This is a genomic window from Modicisalibacter sp., from assembly GCF_055145905.1.
Map to the genome: position 1 here is coordinate 111,784 of NZ_JBSREH010000033.1, position 23,684 is coordinate 135,467.

The window sequence follows — 23,684 nt, forward strand, 5'->3', positions numbered from 1 at the left end:
GCTACTCGGTGCGCCGATAGTCGGCGGGTGACTTGCCGGCCGCCGCGAGCGCGTCGGCGACTTCCGGCGGCATGTAGTTCTCGTCGTGCTTGGCCAGCACCTGATCGGCCTGCAGGACGCCGTCGTCGGCCAGCCTGCCGACCACCACCACGCCCTGCCCCTCGCGGAACAGGTCGGGCAGGATGCCCTGATAGGCGACCTCGAGCGAGGCCTGGAAGTCGGTCACCGTGAAGGTCACGGCCAGGCTGTCGGCATCGCGCGCCACGCTGCCCGTCTCGACCATGCCCCCGGCACGGATCTGGCGGCCGACCGGCGCCTCGCCCGCGGCGACCTGCGACGGGCTGAAGAAGAGATTGATGTTGCTGCGCAGGGCGTAGCCCAGCAGGCCGGCGGCCACGGCCGCCAGCACCACCAGCGCCAGCAGCACGCCCAGGCGGCGCCTACGCGCGGGCGTCATGGGAACCTCGTGGGACGGCCTTCCGTGGGCACGGCCTCCCGTGGGGCGGCGTCCGCCGCCGCGCGCCGCTGCCGACGGCGCAGCTCCCGCAGCCGGCGACGATGCTCGATCACGGCCTGCAGGCCGCCGCCGACCAGCACCGCCAGGGTCACGCCCCAGGCGGGCCAGACGTAGGGGGCATAACCGCCCATGTTCAGGAATGCGTTCAGCGACTCGAAGGCCATGGTTGTCTCGCGGTGCGACCGCGCGGGTCAGGGGTGACGGCTACCGAATACCACAAGTGTATACATTTATCGGCTTTAAAGTGTATACAACCATTGTCGCCATTTTTGATCAAGCCCAGGCCGACTCGGGGCTATTGCCGATAGATGAACCATGACTCGGGCTGGGCCGACGGCGTCCTCGTCAAAGCCAACGGCGATGCCCTGCCGGCCGACCGCGGCTGGCAGCGACCGCCCCGATCAGCTCCCCAGCTCGAGCACCCAGCGCTTGCGTCCCTCGCGGCGCAGGATCTCGCTGCGCGTGCGGGTCAGCGTCAGCGCGACGAAGTAGGCGTAGAAGCCGAGCACCATCACCGCCAGCGGCAGCCACATCTCGGCGGGCATCGCCGGGCGGTCGGTCAAGGTGAAGGTGGCCGGCTGGTGAAGGGTGTTCCACCAGTCCACCGAATACTTGATGATCGGGATGTTGATCACGCCGACCAGGGTCAGCAGCGACGCCGCCCGGGCGCCGCCGTCGCGGCTGGCGAAGGCGCCGCGCAGCGCAATGACCCCCAGATAGAGAAACAGCTGGATCAGCATCGAGGTCAGCCGCGCGTCCCACACCCACCAGGTGCCCCAGGTGGGCACGCCCCACACCGAGCCGGAGAACAGCGCCACGCCGGTCATGGCCGCGCCGAACGGCGCGATCACCGTGGCCACCATGTCGGCGAGCTTGATGCGCCAGATCAGGAAGATCGCCCCGGCCACGGCCATCAGCACGAAGCACGACTGGGCGAGGATCGCCGCCGGCACGTGCACGTAAAGGATGCGAAAGCTGTCGCCCTGCTGGTAGTCGGCGGGCGCGAAGAGCAGCGCCCAGACGGCGCCCGCGCCCAGCAGCAGGATCGCCAGCGCCCACAGCCACGGCTGCCAGCGCCCGGCGAGGGCATAGAAGGTTCTGGGCGACGTGACGCCGTGCAGCCACCGTATCATTGCATTCATCAATCGAAACCCTCGCGTCGGGCCATCACGCCGGGGACCGCTCAATGGGCGTGCGGCTCATCCTCCTGGTGGTGTGTCGCGGCCTCGTCGGGCATCGGGGCATTCTCGCCGGTGTGATTGTCGTCGCCATGTGTATGATCGTGCCCGTCATCCGTTCCGGTGCCGGTTTCCGGCTCGCCCATCATGGCGCTCATTTCACCATGCTCGTGGTCATGCCCGTCGCCCCCGGTCGCCGGGTGTGACGTATCGCTTTCCCGCTCCGGCCCCTTCACCAGCGTGTCATAACGCGCATCGCTCATGCCGGGAAGCTGTTGCAGAAAGGCCGTCAGCTCCCACAGCGCTTCATCGTCATGCGAAGCGCCCCAGGCCGGCATCCCCGACATCTTGATACCGTTCTTGATGACCCAGAACTGCTCGGCGGGAGACAGGTGGGAGCCTTGCGTCAGATCCGGCGGCAGCGGATTCATGCCGGTACGCAGCACGGTATCTTCCATGCCGGGCCGCAGGTGGCAGGCACTGCACATGGCCTCGTAGGACGCGGCCCCGCGGGCGATGGACTCGGGATCGTCGAGATCGGGCACGTCGATCCCCTCGGCCCGCCGGGCCACCGAATTCTCCATCGTCGTGTGCAGCAGCCACTCGACGGGGGCTGTATGCTCATCGCTGGCGGCAACATTGTAATAGCCGCCGAAGACGACCAGCGCGCCGCCTCCCAGAGCGACGGCCAGGCCGGCACCCGCCAGCCACAGCGCGGGGGTTCGATATGACATGCCTTGTCCTCGTACGTCGGATTCCTGATGGGTCACTCGACTGGCGGCTCCCCTTGCCTCGCCCCGGGCAACCGGCCTAACCGTGAATACTGATGCGCAGTGCGCCGGCGATCGCCCAGGGCGCCAGCATCAACGCCAGGGCCAGCTGCGCGCCCAGCATCGCCAGGGGCGGCGCGAAATCCCCGCCCAGCGCCGCGGCCTGGACGGCGCCGGCGCCGAAGATCAGCACCGGGATGGTCAGCGGCAACACCAGCAGCGACAGTAGCACGCTGCCCCGCGCCAGGCCCACGGTCAGTGCCGCACCAATCGCCCCGATCAGGCTGAGCGTGGCACTGCCCAGCGCCAGCGAGACCGCCAGCACGCCGTAACTGCCCGACGGCAGTGACAGCAGCAAGCCCAGCAATGGTGCCATCAGCGCCAGAGGCAGCCCGGTCAGCAGCCAGTGCACCGCCACCTTGGCCAGCACCAGCGCCGCCAGCGGCTGGGGCGCGAGCAGCAGCTGCTCGAGGCTGCCGTCCTCGTGATCGCCGCGAAACAGGGCATCCAGAGAGAGCTGGGTGGCCAGCAGCGCCGCCACCCACAGCAGCCCGGGGGCGATGGCGGCGAGCTGCTCGGGCGCCGGCGAGATACCCAGCGGAAACAGCGTGATGACCAGGGCGAAGAAGGCCGGCGGATTGACCAGGTCACCGCGGCGACGCAGCGCCACGGTCAGGTCCCGGCGCAGCGTCGCCAGCAGGGCCGGCCCCAGGCCGGCGACGGAGGTTCGGGGTTGCATCAGTCGCCCGCCTTGCTCAGGTCCACGCGGGTCAGCGCCCCGCGCGCGTGCAGTTCATGATGGGTGGTCAGCAGCACCGCGCCGCCGGCCGCCGCATGGTTCCACAGGGCGTCCTCGAGCGCCGCCACGCCCTGGCGATCGATGGCCGTGAACGGTTCGTCGAGAATCCACAGCAGGCGCGGCGAGAGCGTCAGCCGCGCCAGGGCGATGCGCCGCTGCTGCCCGGCGGAAAGCTGGGCCGCCGGCACCTCCTCGAAACCGGCCAGCCCCAGGGTCTCGAGCGCGGCCAGGCGCGCCCGGTGGCTGCCGGGCTCGCCGTGCAGGGCCTGATACCAGGCGAGGTTCTCGAGGGCGTTCAACGCCGGCTTGATGCCCGGGGCGTGCCCCAGGTAGAGCAGGTTGGCGAGAAAGGCCGGACGGGCCCGGCGCAGGGAGTCGCCGTTCCAGCACAGCTCGCCGCCCTGCAGCGGCAGCTGGCCGGCGAGCAGCTTGAGCAGCGTGGTCTTGCCGCTGCCGTTGGGCCCCTCGACACGAACCACATCCCCGGGGCCGACGCCGATGTCGAGATCACGAAACAGCCATCGATCATCGCGTTCACAGGCCAGCCCCCGGGCCTCGAGACGAAATGTCACGACGTTCTCCCGCACGAATTCGCCCGGCACTTTACCCCGAAAGCGCCGTTGGCAGCCAGCCGCGAAGCGGCGTTTGCCGTCCCTGCCGCGCTTGCTATGATGCTCTGGCCACCGGGCGGCAGCGCCAGAAGACGCTTCGCCCGGCCCCACGTCGCAGCCGATGGAGACGGTCATGCAGTCCGCTCAGCCACACTACCTGCAACGCCTGCCCAACCTGCCCCTCAACGATGCCGCCTGGGAAACGCTCGACGCCACCGACCTGGTCGAGGTGCCGCTGCTCGGCCAGGTCGCCGCCGGGCTGCCGATCGAGGCCTGCCCCGATCGCGACAGCGTGTCGATTCCCTCACGCATGGTGCGCCGCAACACCTACGCCCTGCGGGTGCGCGGCAACTCGATGATCGACTGCAACATCCACGACGGCGACATCATCATCATCGAGCGCCAGGAGAGCGCCGAGAACGGCGAGACCGCCGTGGTGCTGATCAACGATCGGGAGGTCACGCTCAAGAAGCTCTATATCGAGAAGCGCGGGGTGCGCCTGCAGCCGGCCAACGCGACCATGCCGCCGATCTACCTGAAGAACGATGATATCCAGGTCCTGGGGCTGGTGATGGGCGTGATGCGCCGATCGGAGGTCGCCGCCTGATGGCGTACCCGATTCCCGCCCTCGCGCCCGACGCGGTGCACCGCCACGAGATCGAGACCGAACGCAGCCGCTTCATCGCCTGGCTGTGCCATGCCCCGGACATCGCGGCCTTCGAGCGGCTGCTGGGCGCGGCCCGGGCGCAGTACCCCGACGCCAGTCACCACTGCAGCGCCTTCATCGCCGGCCCGCCCGGCGAGCAGACGGCGATCGGGTTTTCCGACGACGGCGAACCCGGCGGTACCGCGGGCCGCCCGATGTTCCAGGTGCTCGACGGCAGCGGCATCGGCCAGATCGGCTGCGTGGTCACCCGCTATTTCGGCGGCACCAAGCTCGGCACCGGCGGGCTGGTGCGCGCCTATTCCCAGGCGGTACAGCAGGCGCTGGCGGACCTGCCGCTGGCAACCTTCACGGCGCGCCGTCCGCTGCGCCTGCGCGTCGACTTCGCCGGCGAGGCCCAGGCACGCGGCTGGCTCGGCGAACAGGCCATTCCCGTCGAGCAGGCGGACTATGCCGCCGACGGCGTGGTGCTCACCGTCGGCTGGCCCAGCGAGTCGCCCGTGGAGCTGGCCGAACTCGAATCCCGCCTCAAGGGGCGCCTGAGCCTGCTCGACGTCCCCTGAAAAGCCCGTTCGCCCCTCCCGCCAAGCGCGCGCCGCCTGCTAGACTAGCGCGCCCCGATGTTGCGGCAGGAGGCACTCGCCGGTGCAGGCTTTACGTTATCCGGGCCGGATCGGCCTGGCCCCCATGGAAGGCGTGATCGACGCCGTCACCCGCGACCTGCTCACCCGAGAGGAAGGGCTGGACTGGACGGTCACCGAATTCGTACGCGTGGTCGACGCGCGCCTGCCGCCGCGGGTCTTCTACAAGCACTGCCCCGAACTGCGCCAGTCCTGCGTCGTTACCCCCGCCGGCGTCCCCGTCCACCTGCAGCTGCTGGGTTCGGACCCGCAGGCCCTGGCCGCCAACGCCCGCCAGGCCCTCGCGCTCGGCGCCACCAGCCTCGACCTGAACTTCGGCTGTCCGGCCAAGACCGTCAATCGCCATGACGGCGGGGCCAGCCTCTTGCGCGACCCGCGGCGGGTCGAGCGCGCCGTCGCCGCGGTGGCCGGCGCCGTGGAGGGCGCCATCCCGGTGACCGCCAAGATCCGCCTGGGCTTTGCCGACAAGCAGCTGGGCCTGGCCTGCGCCCGGGCGGCGGAGGACGGCGGCGCCCGCCACCTGGTGGTGCATGCGCGCACCCGCAACGAAGGCTACCGGCCGCCCGCCCACTGGGAATGGATCGCCCGCATCCGCTCGCGGCTGACGATCCCGGTGATCGCCAACGGCGATATCTGGAGCCTGGCCGACTACTGGAAGGCTCGCAGCCTGTCGGGCTGCGAGGATGTGATGCTGGGCCGGGCCGTGCTCGCCGACCCGCTGCTGCCGCGCCGCATCCGCCACTGGCAGCGCAGCGGCGAGTGCCTGCCCGCCACGCCCTGGCAGGCCCGCGCCGAGGTGCTGTGCCGCTATGCCGACTACCAGCGCCGCAACCTGCCGGAAAAGGTGGTGGTGTCGCTGCTCAAGCAGTGGCTCAACATCATGCGTGGCCGCGATGCCGAGGCGGCCCGGCGCTTCGCGACCCTGCGCCGCGAGACGCGGCTGGATGCGTTTCTCGCCGGCTTGCAGGCTCCCTGCCGCGAATCGCCCCAGGCGCACCACGAAGCCGCCACGCTGGCCGTCTGAACCCCGCCCGGGCCCGGCCGGTGGCAAAAAAAGAGGCGCGCCGCAGAATGCGACGCGCCTCGAGACGACCGCTACAGGGTACCGGCTCGCGACGCCGGCAGACCATCAGCTGCCAAGGAAAAACGCGGTTACCAACGAAATCCGCCCTCCCGGGAGGGAGGGCGGATGCAATTCTGGCGCGCCCGGGAGGATTCGAACCTCCGACCACCTGATTCGTAGTCAGGTACTCTATCCAGCTGAGCTACGGGCGCTTTACAGATTGTCGACATCAAGTCAGCGATGTCGATGACGCAACTTCTGTGACGGCGTCATGGCGTCTTTGGTGAACGTTCCGCATCACGGATGCGTTCGACCGGAGAAGATGGCGCGCCCGGGAGGATTCGAACCTCCGACCACCTGATTCGTAGTCAGGTACTCTATCCAGCTGAGCTACGGGCGCTCACTACCGTCTTCACATGTTGAATGGCGGAGAGAGAGGGATTCGAACCCTCGATAGGGCTATAAACCCTATACTCCCTTAGCAGGGGAGCGCCTTCAGCCACTCGGCCATCTCTCCCTCATCAACACGGCGCGTAGATTACCGATTTTACTGGGCCTTGTCCACCCTTGTGGCAATTTTTCTGTCGGCGGTCCGGCGGTGGGGCCATGCGACAGGCTCCCTGCTGCTCCGAGAGATCGAAATTGCGGGGTAACGCCGATCATGCTGACTGACTCGCGATCCCCCGCCTCGATCAGGTTTCGACCTCTCCGCTGTCGCTTTCCGTCCGCTCGCGCTGAATACGCTGATAGATTTCCTCGCGATGCACGGAAACGTTCTTCGGTGCGTTGACGCCGATTCGGACCTGGTTCCCCTTGACCCCCAGCACGGTGACGGTAATTTCGTCACCGATCATGAGTGTCTCGCCGACTCGGCGGGTCAGGATGAGCATGGCTGATCTCCTTTCAGACTTCTTCCAACGGGGTGCGCAACAGCTATGGTCCATAGAAGAAGCGCGGCGCTGATTATGCGCCAAACGCTCCTTGCGGGCCAACAACGCGGCCAATGAGACCTCATCGTCACGTTGAATGAAAGCCCTGCTATGGACCGTGTGTATCCTTACACCCCTACAGCGTAGAACCACTTGCGGGTCCTATGCATGGCTCACTCGCTTTCCACGCGATCCTTGTCGAGTCCGAAGGCTTCATGCAGGGCACGAACCGCCAGCTCCATGTGCTTCTCGTCGATCACCACCGAGATCTTGATTTCCGAGGTGGACACCATGCGAATGTTGACGTTCTCCTCGGCCAGCACGCGGAACATCTTGGAGGCGACACCGGCGTGGGAGCGCATGCCGACCCCGACCAGGGAGACCTTGGCGATGTTGTCGTCGGCGCGCAGCTCCCCTTCGCCCAGCGCCGGAATCACCTCATTCTGGAGAATCCGCTGGGTCTGCTTGAAGTCACTCTTGGCGACGGTGAAGGTAAAGTCGGTGTAATTGCCGGTCGGCGCCACGTTCTGGACGATCATGTCCACTTCGATATTGGCATCGGCGATCGGGCCGAGAATCTTCGAGGCCACCCCCGGGATATCCGGCGTGTTGAGCAGGGTGAGCTTGGCTTCATTGGCCGTGAAGGCGATACCGGAGATCAGCGGTTCTTCCATGGAATCCTCTTCTTCATCTGAATCAGCGACGATCAGGGTGCCGGGGCCATCCTCGAAACTGGACAGCACACGCAGCGGCACATTGTACTTGCCGGCGAACTCGACGGCGCGAATCTGCAGGACCTTGGAGCCCAGGCTGGCCAGCTCGAGCATCTCCTCGACGGTGATGCGCTCGAGGCGCCGGGCCCGGGAGCACACCCGCGGGTCGGTAGTGTAGACGCCGTCGACATCGGTGTAGATCTGGCACTCATCGGCCTGGAGCGCCGCGGCCAGCGCCACCCCGGTGGTGTCGGAGCCGCCGCGACCCAGCGTGGTGATGTTGCCCTCCTCGTCGACGCCCTGGAAGCCGGCGACCACGACCACCTTGCCGTCGTTCAGGTCCTCGCGCATCTCATCGGTCTCGATGCGCTGGATCCGCGCCTTGGTGTGGGCGCTGTCGGTGAGGATGCCCACCTGCGAACCGGTGTACGAGGTCGCCGGCACGCCCAGCTTGTGCAGGGCCAGGGCCATCAACGAGATGGTGACCTGCTCACCGGTGGAAACCAGCATGTCCATCTCGCGCGGCGTGGGCTCGTCGTTGATCTCGTTGGCCAGCCCGACCAGCCGGTTGGTCTCGCCGCTCATCGCCGAGACGACGACGACCACCTGATGGCCTTCGTCACGGAACCGCTTGACCTTCTCGGCCACGGCCTTGATGCGCTCGACCGAGCCCACCGAGGTACCGCCGAATTTCTGTACGTATAGCGCCATGAGTTGCCTATCCGTGTTGGAACATGAATGGAAAACCCTTCGCCGGCCGGAGCGCACGGCCCCGACCATGAGAAAGGGCCGGTGACATCCTGCCACGCGGCCCTTGCGAAACACTCAGCCCAGTTGCTGGGCGACCCAGTCGGGCACGCCGGCCAGGGCCGACGGCAGGGCCTCGGGGCGACTGCCCCCGGCCTGGGCCATGTCGGCGCGCCCGCCGCCCTTGCCGCCGACCTGCCCGGCGACATGATTGACCAACGCCCCGGCCTTGACCCGTCCGGTCAGGTCATCGGTGACCCCGGCGATCAGGCTGACCTTGCCGGCGTCCGCATCGGCCACGCCGAGCACCAGGATGCCGGAGCCCAGCTTGTTCTTGAGCTGGTCCATGAGGGTGCGCAATTCCTTGCCGGAGACACCCTCGAGCTGCTTGGCCAGTACCTTGACGCCCGCCACCTCACGAGCCTCGGCGAGCACGTCGTTGCTGGCCGCGCTGGCCAGCTTGGCCTTGAGCCGCTCGAGCTCCTTCTCCATCGTCCGGTTGCGCTCGAGCAGGGCATCGATGCGCGATTCCACCTGCTCGGGCTTGGCGCGAAGGCGCTCGCCGATTCGCGCCAGACGCGCCTCCTGATCGCGGAAGTAGGCCAGCGCGCCTTCGCCGGTGACCGCCTCGATGCGACGCACACCGGCGGCGATGCCGGTCTCGGCGAGGATGTGGAAGGCGCCGATGTCGCCACTGCGGGCCACGTGGGTGCCGCCGCACAACTCGACGGAGAAGCCGTCACTGCCGATGGTCAGCACCCGCACATCCTCGCCGTACTTGGCCTCGAACAGCGCCGCGGCACCGCGCGCCTTCGCCTCGTCGAGCGACATGTGCTCGATGCCCGTCGCGGCATTGGCGAGGATCTCGCGATTGACGATGGCCTCTACCTCGGCCAGCTGCTCGGCGCTCAGCGCCTCGAAGTGGCTGAAGTCGAAGCGCAGCCGTTCGGCGGTGACCAGCGAGCCCTTCTGCTGGACGTGGTCACCCAGCACCCGCTTGAGCGCCTCGTGGAGCAGGTGGGTGGCCGAGTGGTTGCGCATGGTCGCCGCCCGCAGCGAGGCATCCACCCGCGGGGCGACGTGACCGCCGACCTCGAGCACGCCCTCGACCATCACCCCGTGGTGCAGATGATGCCCGGCCTGCTTCTGGGTGTCGGTCACCTGGAAGCGCGCACCGTCGGCCTCGAGATAACCGGTGTCGCCGGCCTGGCCGCCCGACTCGCCGTAGAAGGGGGTGCGATCGAGGACCACCACCCCCTTCTGTCCAGCCTCCAGCGCCGCCAGCGCATTGCCCTCGCCATCGACCAGCGCGGTGATCCGCGCCTCGTCCTCGAGCCGGTCGTAGCCGGTGAAGGCGGTCTCACCCTCCACCTCGATCGCCGCGCTGTAGTCGGCACCGAACTGACTGGCCGCCCGGGCCCGCTCGCGCTGGGCCTCGAGCTCGCGCTCGAAGCCCGCCTCGTCGAGGGTCACGCCACGCTCACGGCAGATGTCGGCGGTCAGGTCGAACGGGAAGCCGTAGGTGTCGTAGAGCTTGAAGATGGTCTCGCCGGCCAGCACCTCGCCGTCGAGTTCCCCCAGCGCCGCCTCGAGCAGGCCCATGCCGTGGTCGAGGGTGCGCGCGAACTGCTCCTCCTCCTTGAGCAGGACCTTCTCGATCTGCTCGCGAGCCTTGCTCAGCTCCGGGTAGGCCCCGCCCATCTCGGCGTCGAGTGCCGCCACCAGCTTGTGGAAGAACGGCTCGCGGGCGCCGAGCTTGTGGCCATGGCGCACCGCGCGGCGGATGATCCGGCGCAGCACGTAGCCGCGCCCCTCGTTGGAGGGCAGCACGCCGTCGACGATCAGGAAGGCACAGGAGCGAATGTGGTCGGCGATCACCCGCAGCGAGGGCGTGGTGATGTCATCGTGGCCGATGATCTCCGCCGCCGCCTTGAGCAGGTTGGCGAACAGGTCGATCTCGTAGTTGGAGTGCACGCCCTGCATCACCGCGGCGATGCGCTCGAGTCCCATGCCGGTGTCGATCGACGGCTTGGGCAGCGGCGTCAGGGTACCCGAGGCATCGCGATCGTACTGCATGAACACCAGATTCCAGATCTCGATGTAGCGGTCGCCGTCCTCTTCCGGGCTGCCGGGAGGGCCGCCCCACACCTCGGGGCCGTGATCGAAGAAGATCTCCGAGCTCGGGCCGCAGGGGCCGGTGTCGCCCATCTGCCAGAAGTTGTCCTCGTCGAGTTTGGAGAAGCGCTCGGGATCGACGCCGATCTCGTCCTTCCAGATGCGCTCGGCCTCGTCGTCGCTGACGTGGACGGTGACCCACAGCTTGTCGGCCGGCAGGCCCAGGCGTTCGGTGAGGAAGGTCCAGGCGAAGCGGATCGCCTCGCGCTTGAAGTAGTCACCGAAGCTGAAGTTGCCCAGCATCTCGAAGAAGGTGTGGTGGCGCGCGGTGTAGCCGACATTGTCCAGGTCGTTGTGCTTGCCGCCGGCGCGCACGCAGCGCTGGGCCGAGGTCGCGCGGACATAGGGGCGCGGATCACGGCCAAGGAAGACATCCTTGAACGGCACCATGCCGGCATTGGTGAACAGCAGGGTCGGGTCGTTCTCCGGCACCAGCGAGCTCGACGGCACGATGGTGTGGCCCTGCTCCTCGAAGAAGGTCAGAAAGGCCTGTCTGATATCTGCGCTTTTCATAGCAAATCCGTGGCAATGTGCGTTAGGGCGCTGCGGCCATGGCAGTCACTCGACGCCTCGACACCGAACGTGCGCGAAGCGAGCCGGAAGATGACGGGAACAGGCCGCCCTGAGCCGTCGCAAGGCGCTCTAGTATAACGCGTTCAGCGGGGGACTAAAGACGCCGCCGTCAATGGCGGCGCGAGGGCGCCGATGCCGCGTCGCATCGGGACGGGGAAGGAGACCCGTGTGAGAAAGGGGGCGTCGGGGTTGGCCGGCGCCCAGGCTCGGGCGAAGAAGGGAGTCAGGTTTCGTGCCAGGCATGGGCCAAGGCGTGGTGAACCTGGTCGGCGTCGAAGCCGCGCCCGGCCAAAAAGCGCTGGCGGCGCGCCCGCTCTCGGGCCCCGTCACCGGGACCGTCGAAGCGCTTGGCCAGCACCTCGCAGGCCAGTGCATGCCAGTCGCAGTCGGCGTCGCCCAGGGCCGCGCCGATCAGTGCGCCATCCACGCCGCGCCGGCCGAGTTCGGCGCGGATCTTGACCGGCCCCTGGCCGCGCTGGATGCGGCTGCGCACGAAGTGCTCGACGAAGCGCGCGTCCGACTGCAGCCCCTCCTCGGCCAGCCGGGCGAGGGCCGCCTCGACCGCCGCCGGCTCATGGCCCCTGGCGGTCAGGCGGGTGCGCAGCTCGGCGGCGGCGTACTCGCGACGCGCCAGCAGGCGGATGGCGTCGTCGCGCGGCGTGGCAAGCGAATCCGGGGTCATGACGGCCGCCTAGATGAGTTCGTCACGATCCTCGAGCGGTGTCTCGACCGCTTCGGCCTCGCCTTCCTTGGCCTTGGGCTCCGGCGTGTTGAGTAGCTGGGCGCGGATCTGGCTCTCGATCTCCTCCATCACCGCCGGGTTGTCCTCGAGGTACTGGGCGGCATTGGCCTTGCCCTGGCCGATCTTGCTGCCCTGGTAGCTGTACCAGGCGCCCGCCTTGTCGATCAGCTTGCACTGCACGCCCAGATCGACCACCTCGCCGGCATGATAGATGCCCTTGCCGTAGAGGATCTGGAACTCGGCCTGGCGGAACGGCGGCGAGACCTTGTTCTTGACCACCTTGACGCGGGTCTCGTTGCCCGTCACCTCGTCGCCCTGCTTGACCGAGCCGGTACGGCGGATGTCCAGACGCACACTGGAGTAGAACTTCAGCGCGTTGCCGCCGGTGGTGGTCTCGGGGCTGCCGAACATCACGCCGATCTTCATGCGGATCTGGTTGATGAACACCACCATGCAGTTGGCGTTCTTGATGTTGCCGGTGATCTTGCGCAGCGCCTGGGACATCAGGCGGGCCTGCAGGCCGACGTGGGAGTCGCCCATCTCGCCCTCGATCTCGGCCCGCGGCGTCAGGGCCGCCACCGAGTCGACGATGATCACGTCGACCCCGCCGGAGCGCACCAGCATGTCGCAGATCTCGAGGGCCTGCTCGCCGGTGTCCGGCTGCGAGACCAGCAGGTCGTCGATGTTGACGCCGAGCTTCTCGGCATAGCTCGGGTCGAGGGCGTGCTCGGCGTCGATGAAGGCGCAGGTCTTGCCCTGCTTCTGCGCCTCGGCGATCACCGACAGCGTCAGGGTGGTCTTGCCCGAGGACTCCGGCCCGTAGATTTCCACCACGCGACCGTAGGGCAGCCCGCCGATACCCAGCGCGATGTCCAGCCCCAGCGAGCCGGTGGAAACGGCCGGCATGGCCACCCGGGGCGCGTCGCCCATGCGCATCACGGCACCCTTGCCGAACTGGCGCTCGATCTGGGACAGCGCGGCGTTGAGCGCCTTGGTGCGATTGTCGTCCTGTGCCATGAAAGGCCTCCTGAAAACCCGTGAAAGCAGCGCCGGCGACCCGGGCGGGACAAGCCGCGAACCGCAGCCCGCCGACACTGTATGATTGACCAGTATTATGACGAAAAAAACCGCGCTCGCCTATCCCTGCGTCGCCCGCGTCGCACCGCTGTCGGCCGCGCCCAGGGCCTCGAGCAGCCCGCTCAGCGCCCGGTGCACGGCCTGCTCGCGAACGGCCCGGCGGTCGCCCGTGAAATGCCGGCATTCGCTGCGGCAGGCCCGGGTGTCGCCCCACGCGAACCACACCGTGCCGACCGGCTTTTCGGCACTGCCGCCGCCGGGGCCGGCGACGCCACTGATCGCCACCGCCAGGTCGGCGCCGCTCTCCCGGCAGGCCCCGGCGACCATCGCCTCGACGGTCTCGCGGCTGACCGCGCCCCGTTCGGCCAGGATCGCCGCCGGCACTCCCAGCAGCCGTTGCTTGGCGGCATTGGAATAGGTGACATAGCCGGTCTCGAAGCACGCCGAACTGCCGGCGATATCGGTGATGGCGCTGGCCACCCCGCCGCCGGTACAGGACTCGGCGGTGGTGAGCGTCACCCCCCGCTCCAGACAGCACCGCTGCAGGCGCTCGGCGAGCGCCCCGATCGTCAGGTGCGACAACGTCTGCTCGCGATTCACCGCATCTCTCCCCCCGTGCATGCGCCGTCAGCTTAGCAGATGCCGCCACCCCCGTGCGCCGCCCCGGCGGTCTGTCGACCCGCGCGCCGACTGCGCTAGAATGGCCGGCCACGATCGCCGTCTTCGACGGATGTGCCCACGCCACAGGGAAGCCTCCAACGCCATGCCAGACGCGGTTGCCAGCCAATCGACCAGCCATACGCCGATGATGGCCCAGTACCTGAAGATCAAGCGCGAGCACCCCGACGTGCTGCTCTTCTACCGGATGGGCGATTTCTACGAGCTGTTCTACGACGACGCCAGGCGTGCCGCGCAGCTGCTCGACATCACGCTCACCGCGCGCGGCCAGTCGGCGGGCGCGCCGATCCCCATGGCCGGCGTACCCTACCACAGCGCCGAGGGCTATCTGGCGCGACTGGTCAAGGCCGGCGAATCGGTGGCGATCTGCGAGCAGATGGGCGATCCGGCGACCAGCAAGGGGCCGGTGGAGCGCCAGGTGGTACGCATCGTCACCCCCGGCACCCTGCACGACGAGGCGCTGCTCGACGCCCGGCGCGACAACCTGCTGCTGGCCCTGCACGCGCAGGGCGAGCGCTGGGGGCTGGCCTGGCTGGAACTCTCCAGCGGGCGCTTCAGCGTGCTGGAGGTCGACGGCGAGGCCGACATGCTCGCCGAGATTCACCGTCTGGCCCCCGCCGAACTGCTGGTGGCCGACGGCACCGAGCTGCCGCCGGCCCTCGCCGAGCGCCCCGGGCTGACGCGCCAGAGTCCCTGGCTGTTCGATCACGACACGGCGACCCGTCTGCTGTGCGACCAGTTCGGCGTCGCCGACCTGCGCGGCTTCGGCTGCGCGCATCTGGAGTGCGCGATCACCGCCGCCGGGGTACTGGTCGACTATGCCCGCGACACCCAGCGCTCGCGCCTGCCCCACGTCACCGCGCTGGGCGTGGAGAGCCGCGACGAATCGGTGGTGATCGACGCCGCCAGCCGCCGCAACCTGGAGATCGACACCAACCTCGGCGGCGGCAGCGAGAACACCCTGGCCAGCGTGCTCGACACCACCGCCACGGCGATGGGCTCGCGGCTGCTCAAGCGCTGGCTCAATCGCCCGCTGCGCGGCCGCGACCAGGTCGTCGCGCGCCAGGGCGCCGTGCAGCGCCTGCTCGACAGCGAGCGCTACCTCGACCTGCGCGAGACGCTAAAGCACATCGGCGACGTCGAGCGCATCCTCGCCCGCGTGGCGCTGCGCAGCGCCCGCCCGCGCGACCTGGCCCGCCTGCGCGATGCGCTCAACGCCCTGCCCGAGCTGCAGGCGAGCCTCGCCACGCTCGAGGAGGGCTCCGCCCTGGACGCGCTCAAGCGCCATATTCGCCCCTACCCGGAACTCGCCGAGACCCTGACGCGCGCCCTGGTCGAGAGCCCGCCGGTGGTGATCCGCGACGGCGGGGTGATCGCCGAGGGCTTCGACGCCGAGCTCGACGAGCACCGCGGCCTGGCCGAGCACGCCGGCGACTACCTGGTCCGGCTGGAGACCCGCGAGCGCGAACGCACCGGGCTGGCCGGCCTCAAGGTCGGCTACAACCGCGTCCACGGCTACTACATCGAGATTCCCCGCGCCCAGGCCCGCGAGGCGCCGGCCGACTACATCCGCCGCCAGACGCTGAAGAACGCCGAACGCTTCATCATCCCCGAGCTCAAGGAGTTCGAGGACAAGGCGCTGTCCGCGAAGTCCCGCGCCCTGGCCCGCGAGAAGCTGCTCTACGAGGGGCTGCTCGACACCCTGGGCGCCGAGCTGGACGCCCTGCAGGCCAGCGGCCGCGCCCTGGCCGCGCTCGACGTGCTGGCGGCCTTCGCCGAACGCGCCCTGGCGCTCGACCTGGTGTGTCCGCGGCTCGCCGAGACGCCCGGCCTGACCATCCACGGCGGACGCCACCCGGTGGTCGAGCACGTTAGCGATGCCCCCTTCGTGCCCAACGACCTGCAGCTCGATCGCGAGCGCCACATGCTGGTGATCACCGGCCCCAACATGGGCGGCAAGTCGACCTACATGCGCCAGGCGGCGCTGATCGCCCTGCTCGCCCACTGCGGCAGCTTCGTGCCGGCGGACAGCGCCGAGATCGGCCCGCTGGACCGCATCTTCACCCGCATCGGCTCCAGCGACGACCTGGCCGGCGGGCGCTCGACCTTCATGGTCGAGATGACCGAGACCGCCAGCATCCTGCACAACGCCACCGCCGAGAGCCTGGTTCTGATGGACGAGATCGGCCGCGGCACCAGCACCTTCGACGGCCTGTCACTGGCCTGGGCGAGCGCCGAACATCTGGCGGGCGTGCGCGCCCTGACCCTGTTCGCCACCCATTACTTCGAGATGACCGCGCTGGCCGAGCAGATCGACGGCGTGAGCAATGTGCACCTGACCGCCGCTGAACACGGCGACGGTATCGTCTTCATGCACCGTGTCGAGGAAGGCCCGGCCAGCCAGAGCTACGGCCTGCAGGTGGCCCAGCTAGCGGGGGTGCCCGCCGCCGTGGTCGCCCGGGCCCGCGAGAAGCTCACCGGGCTGGAGCAGCAGGAGATCGACCAGAGCCAGCGCCCGATCCGGGCCGACGACACGGCGCCGGCGCCGCAGCAGCCCGACCTGTTCGCCAGCGCCCGGCATCCGCTGGTCGACGAGCTCGGTGAACTGGCGCTGGACGAGCTCTCGCCACGGCAGGCGCTCGAGCTGCTCTATCGCTGGCGCGAGCGGCTCTAGGCGGCACGGCGAGCGGGCATGACCTCATGCGCAATCGTTCGATCGCCCCGCTTGCCGCTCCCGGCGGGCCGCGACTAGAATGAGCCAACTTAGAATAGGGCCTTATAATAGCCCCGTCATTTATAACCAGCCATGACCGACTGTACCGGACATGTCGGTCGCCTCCGACCCGCCATGATCCGAGGGAGACACCATGACATTCGTCGTCACCGAAAACTGCATCAAGTGCAAATACACCGACTGCGTCGAGGTCTGTCCGGTCGACTGCTTCTACGAAGGGCCGAACTTTCTGGTGATCCACCCCGACGAATGCATCGACTGTGCACTGTGCGAGCCGGAGTGCCCGGCCGAGGCCATCTACTCCGAGGATGAACTGCCCGACGACCAGCAGGAGTTCATCGCGCTCAACGCCGAACTCGCCGAGGAGTGGCCCAACATCACCGAGAAGAAAGATCCGCCGGCCGACGCGACCGACTGGGACGGCAAGCCCGGCAAGAAGCCGCTTCTCGAGCGCTGATCGGTTCCCGCCCCGGGCCCGCCTCGGGGCGGACAGGCAACGAAAAAAGGCGGCCGCTGGCCGCCTGATCCCGAAACAATCCCTTTCGGGCAACATCCTCTGCCCGCTTCCCTCGGCCCCTTCCCTGCCCCGCATGGCGTCCTGCCAGGCGCGACGGACCGTTGTGCATCCCATGGCATTCCACCGTATCCCGCGGCGTCCTGCCTTCGCGAACCGAGTTCGCTTTCCCGTATCCCTCGGACATTTTGCCGCATCGCAGGATTGCCACAACCGGGGTAGCGGACGGCGGCAGCGCGAATGAACCGCAATCCGGACGGAATAAGCCTTAAGAACAATAAGTTAAATCACACAAGGTCCGTGGGCATGCGACATTGCCCACCCCGGCGGACAGGCCGTGTAGGAGATCGCTTACACGCGACATGGATAAGGACTGACAGGCGGGAAGCGCCGCCGGCTGGCCGGCGGCGCGGTGAGACCTGATGGAGCGTTCAGCCCTGGCCCTTGATGGCCTTGAGGCCGGGGTAGCGGGCCTTGTCACCGAGCTGCTGCTCGATCACCAGCAGGCGGTTGTACTTGGCGACACGGTCGCTGCGGCACAGCGAGCCGGTCTTGATCTGGCCGGCGGAGGTCGCCACTGCCAGGTCGGCGATGGTGGTGTCCTCGGTCTCGCCGCTGCGATGCGAGATCACCGCGGTGAAACCGGCGTCCTGGGCCATGCGGATGGCGTCGAGCGTCTCGGAGAGCGAGCCGATCTGGTTGAACTTGATCAGGATGGAATTGCCGATCTGCTCGTCGATACCGCGTTTGAGAATGCGCGTGTTGGTGACGAAGAGGTCGTCGCCGACCAGCTGCACCTTGTCGCCGAGCTTCTCGGTCAGCGCCTTCCAGCCGTCCCAGTCGGACTCGTCCATGCCGTCCTCGATGGAGACGATCGGGTAATCGTCGCACAGCCCGGCCAGGTAGTCGGCGAAGCCGGCGGCGTCGTAGGACTTGCCCTCGCCCGCCAGGTTGTACTGGCCGTCCTGATAGAACTCGCTGGAGGCACAGTCGAGCGCCAGGGTGATGTCCTTGCCCAGGGTATAACCGGCCTGCTCGACGGCCTCCTTGATCACCGCCAGGGCCTCGGCGTTGGACGCCAGGTTGGGCGCGAAGCCGCCTTCGTCGCCTACCGCGGTGGACAGGCCGCGACCCGCGAGCACCTTCTTCAGCGCATGGAAGACCTCGGCGCCCATGCGCAGCGCCTCGCGGAAGTTCGGCGCGCCCACCGGCTGGATCATGAACTCCTGGATGTCGACGTTGTTGTCGGCATGCTCGCCGCCGTTGAGGATATTCATCATCGGCACCGGCATCAGGTACTGCCCCGGCTGGCCGTAGAGCTCGGCGATGTGCGCGTACAGCGGCACGCCCTTGTCCACCGCCGCGGCGCGGGCCGCGGCCAGTGACACGGCGAGGATGGCATTGGCACCGAGGTTCGCCTTGTTGTCGGTGCCGTCGAGCTCGAGCATGGCGTTGTCCAGCGCCCGCTGGTCGCTCGCGTCCATGCCGATGAGCGCCTCGCGGATGCGGCCGTTGACCGCCTCGACCGCCTTGAGCACGCCCTTGCCCAGGTAGCGGCTCTTGTCACCGTCACGCAGCTCCAGGGCCTCGCGGGAGCCGGTGGAGGCCCCGCTCGGGGCACAGGCCACGCCGTGGGCGCCATCGTCGAGCGTCACCTCGGCCTGCACTGTCGGGTTACCCCGGGAGTCGAGGACCTCGAGGGCCTGGATATCGACAATCTTGCTCATCGTGAATCGTCCTTTGTCAGCGTTGAGAGTAGCGGTTTCACGGCTCCGCGATGGTGACCTGTCGCGCGGCAGGCGGTTCAGTCGATCGACAGCGGCGCGAATCCCTTGACCAGCTCATCGAGCGCCTTGAGCTGAGCGAGGAAGGGCTCGAGCCGGTCGAGCGGCAATGCACAGGGCCCGTCGCACTTGGCGTTGTCGGGATCGGGGTGGGCCTCGAGGAACAGCCCGGCCAGCCCCACGGCGACCCCGGCACGCGCCAGCTCGGCGACCTGGGCACGACGCCCGTCGGCGCTGTCGGCGCGACCGCCGGGTCGCTGCAGGGAGTGAGTGACGTCGAAGAACACCGGATGGCCGGTCTGCTTCATGTCACCGAAGCCCAGCATGTCGACCACCAGATTGTTGTAGCCGAAGCTCGAGCCACGCTCGCAGAGAATCACCCGATCGTTGCCGGCCTCGCGGCACTTGTTGATGATGTGGCGCATCTCGTGCGGGGCCAGGAACTGCGGCTTCTTGATATTGATCACCGCGCCGGTGCGCGCCATCGCCACCACCAGGTCAGTCTGGCGGGCCAGAAAGGCCGGCAGCTGGATGACGTCGGCAACCTCGGCCGCCGGCTCGGCCTGCCAGGGCTCATGGACGTCGGTAATCACCGGCACGCCGAAACGTGCCTTGATCTCGGCCAGCCACGCAAGGCCGGTTTCCAGCCCGGGACCGCGAAAGGAGTGGATCGAGCTGCGATTGGCCTTGTCGAAACTGGCCTTGAAGACGTAGGGCATGCCCAGCCGGCGGGTCACGTCGACATAGGTTTCGGCGACCTCGAGGGCCAGCTCGCGGGATTCCAGCACGTTCATGCCGCCGAACAGCATCAGCGGCAACGAATTGCCGGCCCTGAGGCCGGCAAATTCGAGGGTCTTCGGCGTGATGTCGGACATCGGCGCTTCAATCCTGGGTCGGGGACTGGGCGCGCTGGCGCTTGGTCTTCTGCTCCAGCGCGGCGTTGACGAAGCCGGTGAACAGCGGGTGGCCGTCGCGCGGCGTGGAGGTGAACTCCGGATGGAACTGGCAGGCCACGAACCACGGGTGTTCCGGCAGCTCGATCATCTCCACCAGGGAGTTGTCGACGCTCTTGCCGGACACCACCAGCCCGGCCTGTTCGAGCTGCTCGACGAACTGGTTGTTGACCTCGAAGCGGTGACGATGGCGCTCGGTGATCGCATCCATGCCGTAGGCCTCGCGAGCCTTCGAGCCGGCCTGAAGATGGCAGACCTGGCCGCCCAGGCGCATGGTCCCGCCGAGATCGGAGGCCTCGTCGCGCAGCTCGATCCTGCCCTCGGCGTTGACCCATTCGGTGATCAGGCCGACCACCGGGTGCCGCGTATCGTGGGTGAACTCGGTGGAGTTGGCGTCGTCCCAGCCGGCCACGTGGCGGGCGAACTCGATCACCGCCACCTGCATGCCCAGACAGATGCCGAGGTACGGCACACCGTTCTCGCGGGCATAGCGGGCGGTGGCGATCTTGCCTTCCACGCCGCGCTCGCCGAAGCCACCGGGCACCAGGATCGCGTCCTTGCCGGCCAGACGTTCGGTACCGTGGCGCTCGATGTCCTCGGAATCGATATAGTCGATGTTGACCTTGATGCGGGTCTGGATGCCGGCGTGGATCAGCGCCTCGTTGAGCGACTTGTAGGCGTCGAGCAGCTCCATGTACTTGCCGACCATGGCGATGTTGATCGACTTGAGCGGATTGAGCTTGGCGTCGAGCACGTGGATCCACTCGGCCAGATCGGCGGGGCCGGCCTCGAGACGCAGCTTGTCGCAGACGATCTCGTCGAGACCGTGCTCGTGGAGCATCAGCGGGATGCGATAGATGGTGTCGGCATCCTGCAGCGGCACCACGGCGCGCTCCTCGACGTTGGTGAACAGCGCGATCTTGCGCCGCTCGCTCTCCTCGAGCTCGACCTCGCTGCGGCAGATCAGGATGTCCGGCTGGATGCCGATCGAGCGCAGCTCCTTGACGCTATGCTGGGTCGGCTTGGTCTTGGTCTCGCCGGCGGTCTTGATGTAGGGCACCAGCGTCAGGTGCATGAATAGCGCGCGGTTGGCACCGACTTCGCTGCGAATCTGGCGAATCGACTCGAGGAACGGCAGCGACTCGATGTCGCCCACCGTGCCGCCGATCTCCACCAGTGCCACGTCGAAGTCCTTGCCGCCCTCGTAGACGCGGCGCTTGATCTCGTCGGTGATGTGCGGAATCACCTGCACGGTGCCACCCAGATAGTCGCCGCGGCGCTCCTTGCGCAGCACGTGCTCGTAGACCCGGCCGGTGGTGAAGTTGTTGCCCTGGGTCATCTTGGTGCGGATGAAGCGCTCGTAATGGCCCAGGTCGAGATCGGTCTCCGCGCCGTCTTCGGTGACGAACACCTCGCCGTGCTGGAACGGGCTCATGGTGCCCGGATCGACGTTGATGTACGGATCCAGCTTGAGCATGGTGGCCTTGAGGCCACGCGCCTCGAGAATCGCCGCCAGCGAGGCCGACGCGATGCCCTTGCCGAGTGAGGACACAACGCCGCCGGTCACGAAGATATATCGTGTCATGGAGAACCTGTTGAAACGTGATCAGTATGGCCTGGAGGGACGAGGCCCGGATGGGACGCCAGAATAGCAGATTCGCCCGGCGCGCTCAATTTGCCCACGCGACCCGCCACGCCCTCCCCGGCGATCACTCCGGGGCAGGCCACCAGCGCGCCATCTCGCCGCCCAGCGGGTCGCGAGCCGGTTGCGACACCTCGGCGATGCGCGCCACCGCGGCGTCGTGCCGGGCCGGGTCGGCACCGATCAGGTCGAGCGTCGGCTGGTCCTCGGGATAGGCGGCCAGCAGCAGGAAGTCCTCGCTGGCGTCGCGCTGGCAGTGCCCGGTGCCGGCGGGCAGCACCAGCACGTCGCCGCGACGCACCTCGACGTCACGTCCCGCCTCGCCGCCCAAGCGCAGCAGCCCCCAGCCGGAGAGCACCCCGAACGCCTCGTGCGCGGTGGAATGGTAATGGTGATAGTCAAACACCTCGCCGCGCCAGCTGGCGGGCCAGCCGCTGGCGGCGAAGCGCGCACCGAAGCGGGCCGCCAGCCGTTCGCGATCGCCACCCTCCGAGCGAGGGACGCGGTGGGCGCGAAACACCAGCGTGGCCAGACGGCTGTTGGGAATCGCGCCGTCATCCGCGAAGTGAAGGCAGTCGGGAATCTCCAGTCCCAGGGCTCCCAGTGTGTCGTCCATGTCGCCGGCCTCCCGTGATTGTCGCCCCGACCAGTGTATGCCGGCGTGGCGGCCGCCCCCAAATCGGCGACTGCAGAACGCCACAACGACGACGCCCCCGTCGGAGCGGGGGCGTCGCGAAGGGCGTGATGCGCACGAAGGCGTTACACGCCGAGGTAGTCGAGGATGCCCTCGCCGGCCTGGCGCCCTTCGTGGATGGCGGTAACCACCAGGTCGGAGCCACGCACCATGTCGCCGCCGGCGAAGACCTTCTCGTTGCTGGTCTGAAAGGCGAACCGGCCGTGTTCGGGCGCCGTCACCCGGCCGCGTTCGTCGATCTCGATGCCCTGATCGGCAAACCAGGGAATGTCGCTGGGCTGGAAGCCGAAGGCGATGATCACCGTGTCACAGGCCACCACTTCCTCGGAGCCGGGCACCACCTCGGGACGCTGGCGGCCGTTCTCGTCCGGCTCGCCGAGGCGCGTGCGCACCAGCTTGACGCCCTCGACGCGTTCCTCGCCGACCACCGCCACCGGCTGACGGTTGAACAGGAACTCCACGCCTTCCTCACGCGCATTGGCCACCTCGCGCTTGGAGCCGGGCATGTTCTCCTCGTCGCGGCGATAGGCACAGGTCACGCCGGTCGCGCCCTGGCGGATCGCCGTGCGGTTGCAGTCCATGGCGGTGTCGCCACCGCCCAGCACCACCACGCGCTGGCCTTCCATCGACACATAGTCGGCAGGGTCCTTCTCGAAGCCCAGGCAGTGGTTGACGTTGGCCACCAGGTAGTCGAGCGCCTTGTAGACACCGGGCAGATCTTCGCCGGGGAAGCCGCCCTGCATGTACTTGTAGGTGCCCATGCCCATGAACACCGCATCGTACTGCGCGAGCAGATCGTCGATGGCGACGTCCTTGCCGATCTCGGTATTGAGGCGGAACTCGACGCCCATCTCCTCGAACACCGCGCGACGGCGCTCCATGACGTGCTTCTCGAGCTTGAACTCGGGAATGCCGAAGGTCAAAAGGCCGCCGATCTCCGGGTAGCGATCATAGACCACCGGCTTGACGCCGTTGCGCACCAGGATGTCGGCGCAGCCCAGCCCCGCCGGACCGGCACCGATCACCGCCACGCGCTTGTCGGTCCAGGCCACCTTGGACATGTCGGGGCGCCAGCCCATGGCGAAGGCGGTATCGGTGATGTACTTCTCAACCGAGCCGATGGTCACCGCGCCGAAGCCGTCGTTGAGGGTGCAGTCGCCCTCGCACAGGCGGTCCTGCGGGCACACCCGGCCGCACACCTCGGGCAGGGTGTTGGTCTGGTGCGAGAGCTCGGCGGCCTCGAGGATGTTGCCCTCGCTGACCAGCTTCAGCCAGTTGGGGATGTAGTTGTGGACCGGGCACTTCCACTCGCAGTAGGGGTTGCCGCAGTGCAGGCAGCGATGTGCCTGACTGGCCGCCTCGCCGGGCTTGAACGGGTCGTAGATCTCGGCGAATTCCCGGGCGCGCTTGCGCGCGTCCTTCTTCTGCGGATCCTGACGGCCGACATCGATGAACTGGAAGTCGTTGTTCAGACGGTTTGCCATGG

The 23,684-nt window shown here is 68.0% G+C and carries 22 protein-coding genes and 3 tRNA genes; 5 read left to right on the forward strand and 20 right to left on the reverse strand.

Annotated elements, in window-relative coordinates; all coding sequences use genetic code 11:
• Window position 1: 1 nt before the first annotated feature.
• From ccmE to ccmA, 6 genes are all read right to left on the reverse strand, one after another.
• Complete coding sequence (gene ccmE, locus ACTCB7_RS10895) at window positions 2-457, reverse strand: cytochrome c maturation protein CcmE (RefSeq protein ID WP_224416522.1); 456 nt, start codon at window positions 455-457, stop codon at window positions 2-4.
• Window positions 454-681, reverse strand: a complete 228-nt coding sequence (gene ccmD, locus ACTCB7_RS10900; RefSeq protein WP_224416521.1) for a heme exporter protein CcmD — start codon at window positions 679-681, stop codon at window positions 454-456. Before ccmD ends, ccmE begins: the two co-directional genes overlap by 4 nt.
• 237 nt (window positions 682-918) lie before the next feature.
• Window positions 919-1,650, reverse strand: coding sequence for a heme ABC transporter permease (locus tag ACTCB7_RS10905; RefSeq protein ID WP_463006699.1), 732 nt, complete (start codon window positions 1,648-1,650; stop codon window positions 919-921).
• Window positions 1,651-1,700: 50 nt separating this feature from the next.
• Entirely contained in the window at window positions 1,701-2,429 is a 729-nt protein-coding gene (locus tag ACTCB7_RS10910) for a c-type cytochrome (protein ID WP_463006700.1), read from the reverse strand.
• Window positions 2,430-2,505: 76 nt separating this feature from the next.
• Window positions 2,506-3,204, reverse strand: coding sequence for a heme exporter protein CcmB (ccmB, locus tag ACTCB7_RS10915; RefSeq protein WP_463006701.1), 699 nt, complete (start codon window positions 3,202-3,204; stop codon window positions 2,506-2,508).
• On the reverse strand, window positions 3,204-3,836 hold the full coding sequence (gene ccmA, locus ACTCB7_RS10920) for a cytochrome c biogenesis heme-transporting ATPase CcmA (protein WP_463006702.1): 633 nt from the start codon (window positions 3,834-3,836) through the stop codon (window positions 3,204-3,206). Before ccmA ends, ccmB begins: the two co-directional genes overlap by 1 nt.
• A gap of 172 nt (window positions 3,837-4,008) precedes the next feature.
• Here ccmA and ACTCB7_RS10925 point away from each other — a divergent pair, with 172 nt between their 5' ends.
• From ACTCB7_RS10925 to ACTCB7_RS10935, 3 genes are all read left to right on the forward strand, one after another.
• Complete coding sequence (locus ACTCB7_RS10925) at window positions 4,009-4,482, forward strand: LexA family protein (protein ID WP_463006703.1); 474 nt, start codon at window positions 4,009-4,011, stop codon at window positions 4,480-4,482.
• Window positions 4,482-5,102 carry an IMPACT family protein gene (locus ACTCB7_RS10930; RefSeq protein ID WP_463006704.1) on the forward strand — a complete coding sequence of 207 codons (621 nt, stop codon included), beginning with the start codon at window positions 4,482-4,484 and terminating at the stop codon, window positions 5,100-5,102. Before ACTCB7_RS10925 ends, ACTCB7_RS10930 begins: the two co-directional genes overlap by 1 nt.
• Window positions 5,103-5,226: 124 nt before the next feature.
• Window positions 5,227-6,204 carry a tRNA dihydrouridine synthase gene (locus ACTCB7_RS10935; RefSeq protein ID WP_463006719.1) on the forward strand — a complete coding sequence of 326 codons (978 nt, stop codon included), beginning with the start codon at window positions 5,227-5,229 and terminating at the stop codon, window positions 6,202-6,204.
• 174 nt (window positions 6,205-6,378) lie between these two features.
• Here ACTCB7_RS10935 and ACTCB7_RS10940 read toward each other — a convergent pair.
• The 9 genes from ACTCB7_RS10940 to ACTCB7_RS10980 all read right to left on the reverse strand — a co-directional run bounded on the left by ACTCB7_RS10940 (window position 6,379) and on the right by ACTCB7_RS10980 (window position 13,799).
• Window positions 6,379-6,455 (reverse strand) — tRNA-Arg (locus ACTCB7_RS10940).
• 111 nt (window positions 6,456-6,566) lie between these two features.
• Window positions 6,567-6,643: transfer RNA gene (locus tag ACTCB7_RS10945), tRNA-Arg, on the reverse strand.
• A 24-nt stretch (window positions 6,644-6,667) separates the two neighbouring features.
• A tRNA-Ser gene (locus ACTCB7_RS10950) sits at window positions 6,668-6,760 on the reverse strand.
• A 175-nt stretch (window positions 6,761-6,935) separates the two neighbouring features.
• The gene (gene csrA / locus ACTCB7_RS10955) at window positions 6,936-7,133 is read right to left on the reverse strand and encodes a carbon storage regulator CsrA (protein ID WP_224420122.1); all 198 of its coding nucleotides are present in this window, start codon (window positions 7,131-7,133) and stop codon (window positions 6,936-6,938) included.
• A 212-nt stretch (window positions 7,134-7,345) separates the two neighbouring features.
• Window positions 7,346-8,596, reverse strand: coding sequence for an aspartate kinase (locus tag ACTCB7_RS10960; RefSeq protein ID WP_224420123.1), 1,251 nt, complete (start codon window positions 8,594-8,596; stop codon window positions 7,346-7,348).
• 114 nt (window positions 8,597-8,710) lie between these two features.
• Window positions 8,711-11,320 (reverse strand): alanine--tRNA ligase, encoded by a 2,610-nt coding sequence (gene alaS, locus ACTCB7_RS10965; RefSeq protein ID WP_463006705.1) that lies wholly within the window; start codon window positions 11,318-11,320, stop codon window positions 8,711-8,713.
• Window positions 11,321-11,603: 283 nt separating this feature from the next.
• Window positions 11,604-12,062 (reverse strand): regulatory protein RecX, encoded by a 459-nt coding sequence (locus ACTCB7_RS10970; protein ID WP_463006706.1) that lies wholly within the window; start codon window positions 12,060-12,062, stop codon window positions 11,604-11,606.
• A gap of 9 nt (window positions 12,063-12,071) precedes the next feature.
• On the reverse strand, window positions 12,072-13,139 hold the full coding sequence (gene recA, locus ACTCB7_RS10975) for a recombinase RecA (RefSeq protein ID WP_224420125.1): 1,068 nt from the start codon (window positions 13,137-13,139) through the stop codon (window positions 12,072-12,074).
• A 120-nt stretch (window positions 13,140-13,259) separates the two neighbouring features.
• Window positions 13,260-13,799 carry a CinA family protein gene (locus tag ACTCB7_RS10980; RefSeq protein WP_463006707.1) on the reverse strand — a complete coding sequence of 180 codons (540 nt, stop codon included), beginning with the start codon at window positions 13,797-13,799 and terminating at the stop codon, window positions 13,260-13,262.
• Between the two features lie 163 nt (window positions 13,800-13,962).
• Here ACTCB7_RS10980 and mutS point away from each other — a divergent pair, with 163 nt between their 5' ends.
• Window positions 13,963-16,551 carry a DNA mismatch repair protein MutS gene (mutS, locus tag ACTCB7_RS10985; RefSeq protein ID WP_463006708.1) on the forward strand — a complete coding sequence of 863 codons (2,589 nt, stop codon included), beginning with the start codon at window positions 13,963-13,965 and terminating at the stop codon, window positions 16,549-16,551.
• 193 nt (window positions 16,552-16,744) lie between these two features.
• Window positions 16,745-17,068, forward strand: coding sequence for a ferredoxin FdxA (gene fdxA, locus ACTCB7_RS10990; protein WP_163649742.1), 324 nt, complete (start codon window positions 16,745-16,747; stop codon window positions 17,066-17,068).
• Window positions 17,069-17,556: 488 nt separating this feature from the next.
• On the opposite strand, the gene eno is transcribed toward fdxA, so the two are convergent.
• The 5 genes from eno to ACTCB7_RS11015 form a co-directional block, all read right to left on the reverse strand.
• Window positions 17,557-18,852, reverse strand: a complete 1,296-nt coding sequence (eno, locus tag ACTCB7_RS10995; RefSeq protein ID WP_163649741.1) for a phosphopyruvate hydratase — start codon at window positions 18,850-18,852, stop codon at window positions 17,557-17,559.
• A gap of 77 nt (window positions 18,853-18,929) precedes the next feature.
• A complete protein-coding gene (gene kdsA, locus ACTCB7_RS11000) occupies window positions 18,930-19,784 on the reverse strand; it encodes a 3-deoxy-8-phosphooctulonate synthase (RefSeq protein WP_163649740.1) in 855 nt (284 codons plus the stop codon).
• 7 nt (window positions 19,785-19,791) lie between these two features.
• Window positions 19,792-21,447, reverse strand: coding sequence for a CTP synthase (locus tag ACTCB7_RS11005; RefSeq protein ID WP_163649739.1), 1,656 nt, complete (start codon window positions 21,445-21,447; stop codon window positions 19,792-19,794).
• A 124-nt stretch (window positions 21,448-21,571) separates the two neighbouring features.
• Window positions 21,572-22,120, reverse strand: a complete 549-nt coding sequence (locus tag ACTCB7_RS11010) for a cupin domain-containing protein (RefSeq protein ID WP_163649738.1) — start codon at window positions 22,118-22,120, stop codon at window positions 21,572-21,574.
• 143 nt (window positions 22,121-22,263) lie between these two features.
• A complete protein-coding gene (locus ACTCB7_RS11015) occupies window positions 22,264-23,682 on the reverse strand; it encodes an FAD-dependent oxidoreductase (protein ID WP_463006709.1) in 1,419 nt (472 codons plus the stop codon).
• Between the last annotated feature and the right edge of the window lie 2 nt (window positions 23,683-23,684).

What these genes read in the sequence shown, in the direction of transcription:
- ccmE (WP_224416522.1), bottom strand. Translation starts at nt 457, where the DNA reads ATGACGCCCGCGCGTAGGCGCCGCCTGGGCGTGCTGCTGGCGCTGGTG.
- ccmD (WP_224416521.1), bottom strand. Translation starts at nt 681, where the DNA reads ATGGCCTTCGAGTCGCTGAACGCATTCCTGAACATGGGCGGTTATGCC.
- ACTCB7_RS10905 (WP_463006699.1), bottom strand. Translation starts at nt 1,650, where the DNA reads ATGATACGGTGGCTGCACGGCGTCACGTCGCCCAGAACCTTCTATGCC.
- ACTCB7_RS10910 (WP_463006700.1), bottom strand. Translation starts at nt 2,429, where the DNA reads ATGTCATATCGAACCCCCGCGCTGTGGCTGGCGGGTGCCGGCCTGGCC.
- ccmB (WP_463006701.1), bottom strand. Translation starts at nt 3,204, where the DNA reads ATGCAACCCCGAACCTCCGTCGCCGGCCTGGGGCCGGCCCTGCTGGCG.
- ACTCB7_RS10925 (WP_463006703.1), top strand. Translation starts at nt 4,009, where the DNA reads ATGCAGTCCGCTCAGCCACACTACCTGCAACGCCTGCCCAACCTGCCC.
- ACTCB7_RS10930 (WP_463006704.1), top strand. Translation starts at nt 4,482, where the DNA reads ATGGCGTACCCGATTCCCGCCCTCGCGCCCGACGCGGTGCACCGCCAC.
- ACTCB7_RS10935 (WP_463006719.1), top strand. Translation starts at nt 5,227, where the DNA reads ATGGAAGGCGTGATCGACGCCGTCACCCGCGACCTGCTCACCCGAGAG.
- csrA (WP_224420122.1), bottom strand. Translation starts at nt 7,133, where the DNA reads ATGCTCATCCTGACCCGCCGAGTCGGCGAGACACTCATGATCGGTGAC.
- ACTCB7_RS10960 (WP_224420123.1), bottom strand. Translation starts at nt 8,596, where the DNA reads ATGGCGCTATACGTACAGAAATTCGGCGGTACCTCGGTGGGCTCGGTC.
- alaS (WP_463006705.1), bottom strand. Translation starts at nt 11,320, where the DNA reads ATGAAAAGCGCAGATATCAGACAGGCCTTTCTGACCTTCTTCGAGGAG.
- ACTCB7_RS10970 (WP_463006706.1), bottom strand. Translation starts at nt 12,062, where the DNA reads ATGACCCCGGATTCGCTTGCCACGCCGCGCGACGACGCCATCCGCCTG.
- recA (WP_224420125.1), bottom strand. Translation starts at nt 13,139, where the DNA reads ATGGCACAGGACGACAATCGCACCAAGGCGCTCAACGCCGCGCTGTCC.
- mutS (WP_463006708.1), top strand. Translation starts at nt 13,963, where the DNA reads ATGCCAGACGCGGTTGCCAGCCAATCGACCAGCCATACGCCGATGATG.
- fdxA (WP_163649742.1), top strand. Translation starts at nt 16,745, where the DNA reads ATGACATTCGTCGTCACCGAAAACTGCATCAAGTGCAAATACACCGAC.
- eno (WP_163649741.1), bottom strand. Translation starts at nt 18,852, where the DNA reads ATGAGCAAGATTGTCGATATCCAGGCCCTCGAGGTCCTCGACTCCCGG.
- kdsA (WP_163649740.1), bottom strand. Translation starts at nt 19,784, where the DNA reads ATGTCCGACATCACGCCGAAGACCCTCGAATTTGCCGGCCTCAGGGCC.
- ACTCB7_RS11005 (WP_163649739.1), bottom strand. Translation starts at nt 21,447, where the DNA reads ATGACACGATATATCTTCGTGACCGGCGGCGTTGTGTCCTCACTCGGC.
- ACTCB7_RS11010 (WP_163649738.1), bottom strand. Translation starts at nt 22,120, where the DNA reads ATGGACGACACACTGGGAGCCCTGGGACTGGAGATTCCCGACTGCCTT.
- ACTCB7_RS11015 (WP_463006709.1), bottom strand. Translation starts at nt 23,682, where the DNA reads ATGGCAAACCGTCTGAACAACGACTTCCAGTTCATCGATGTCGGCCGT.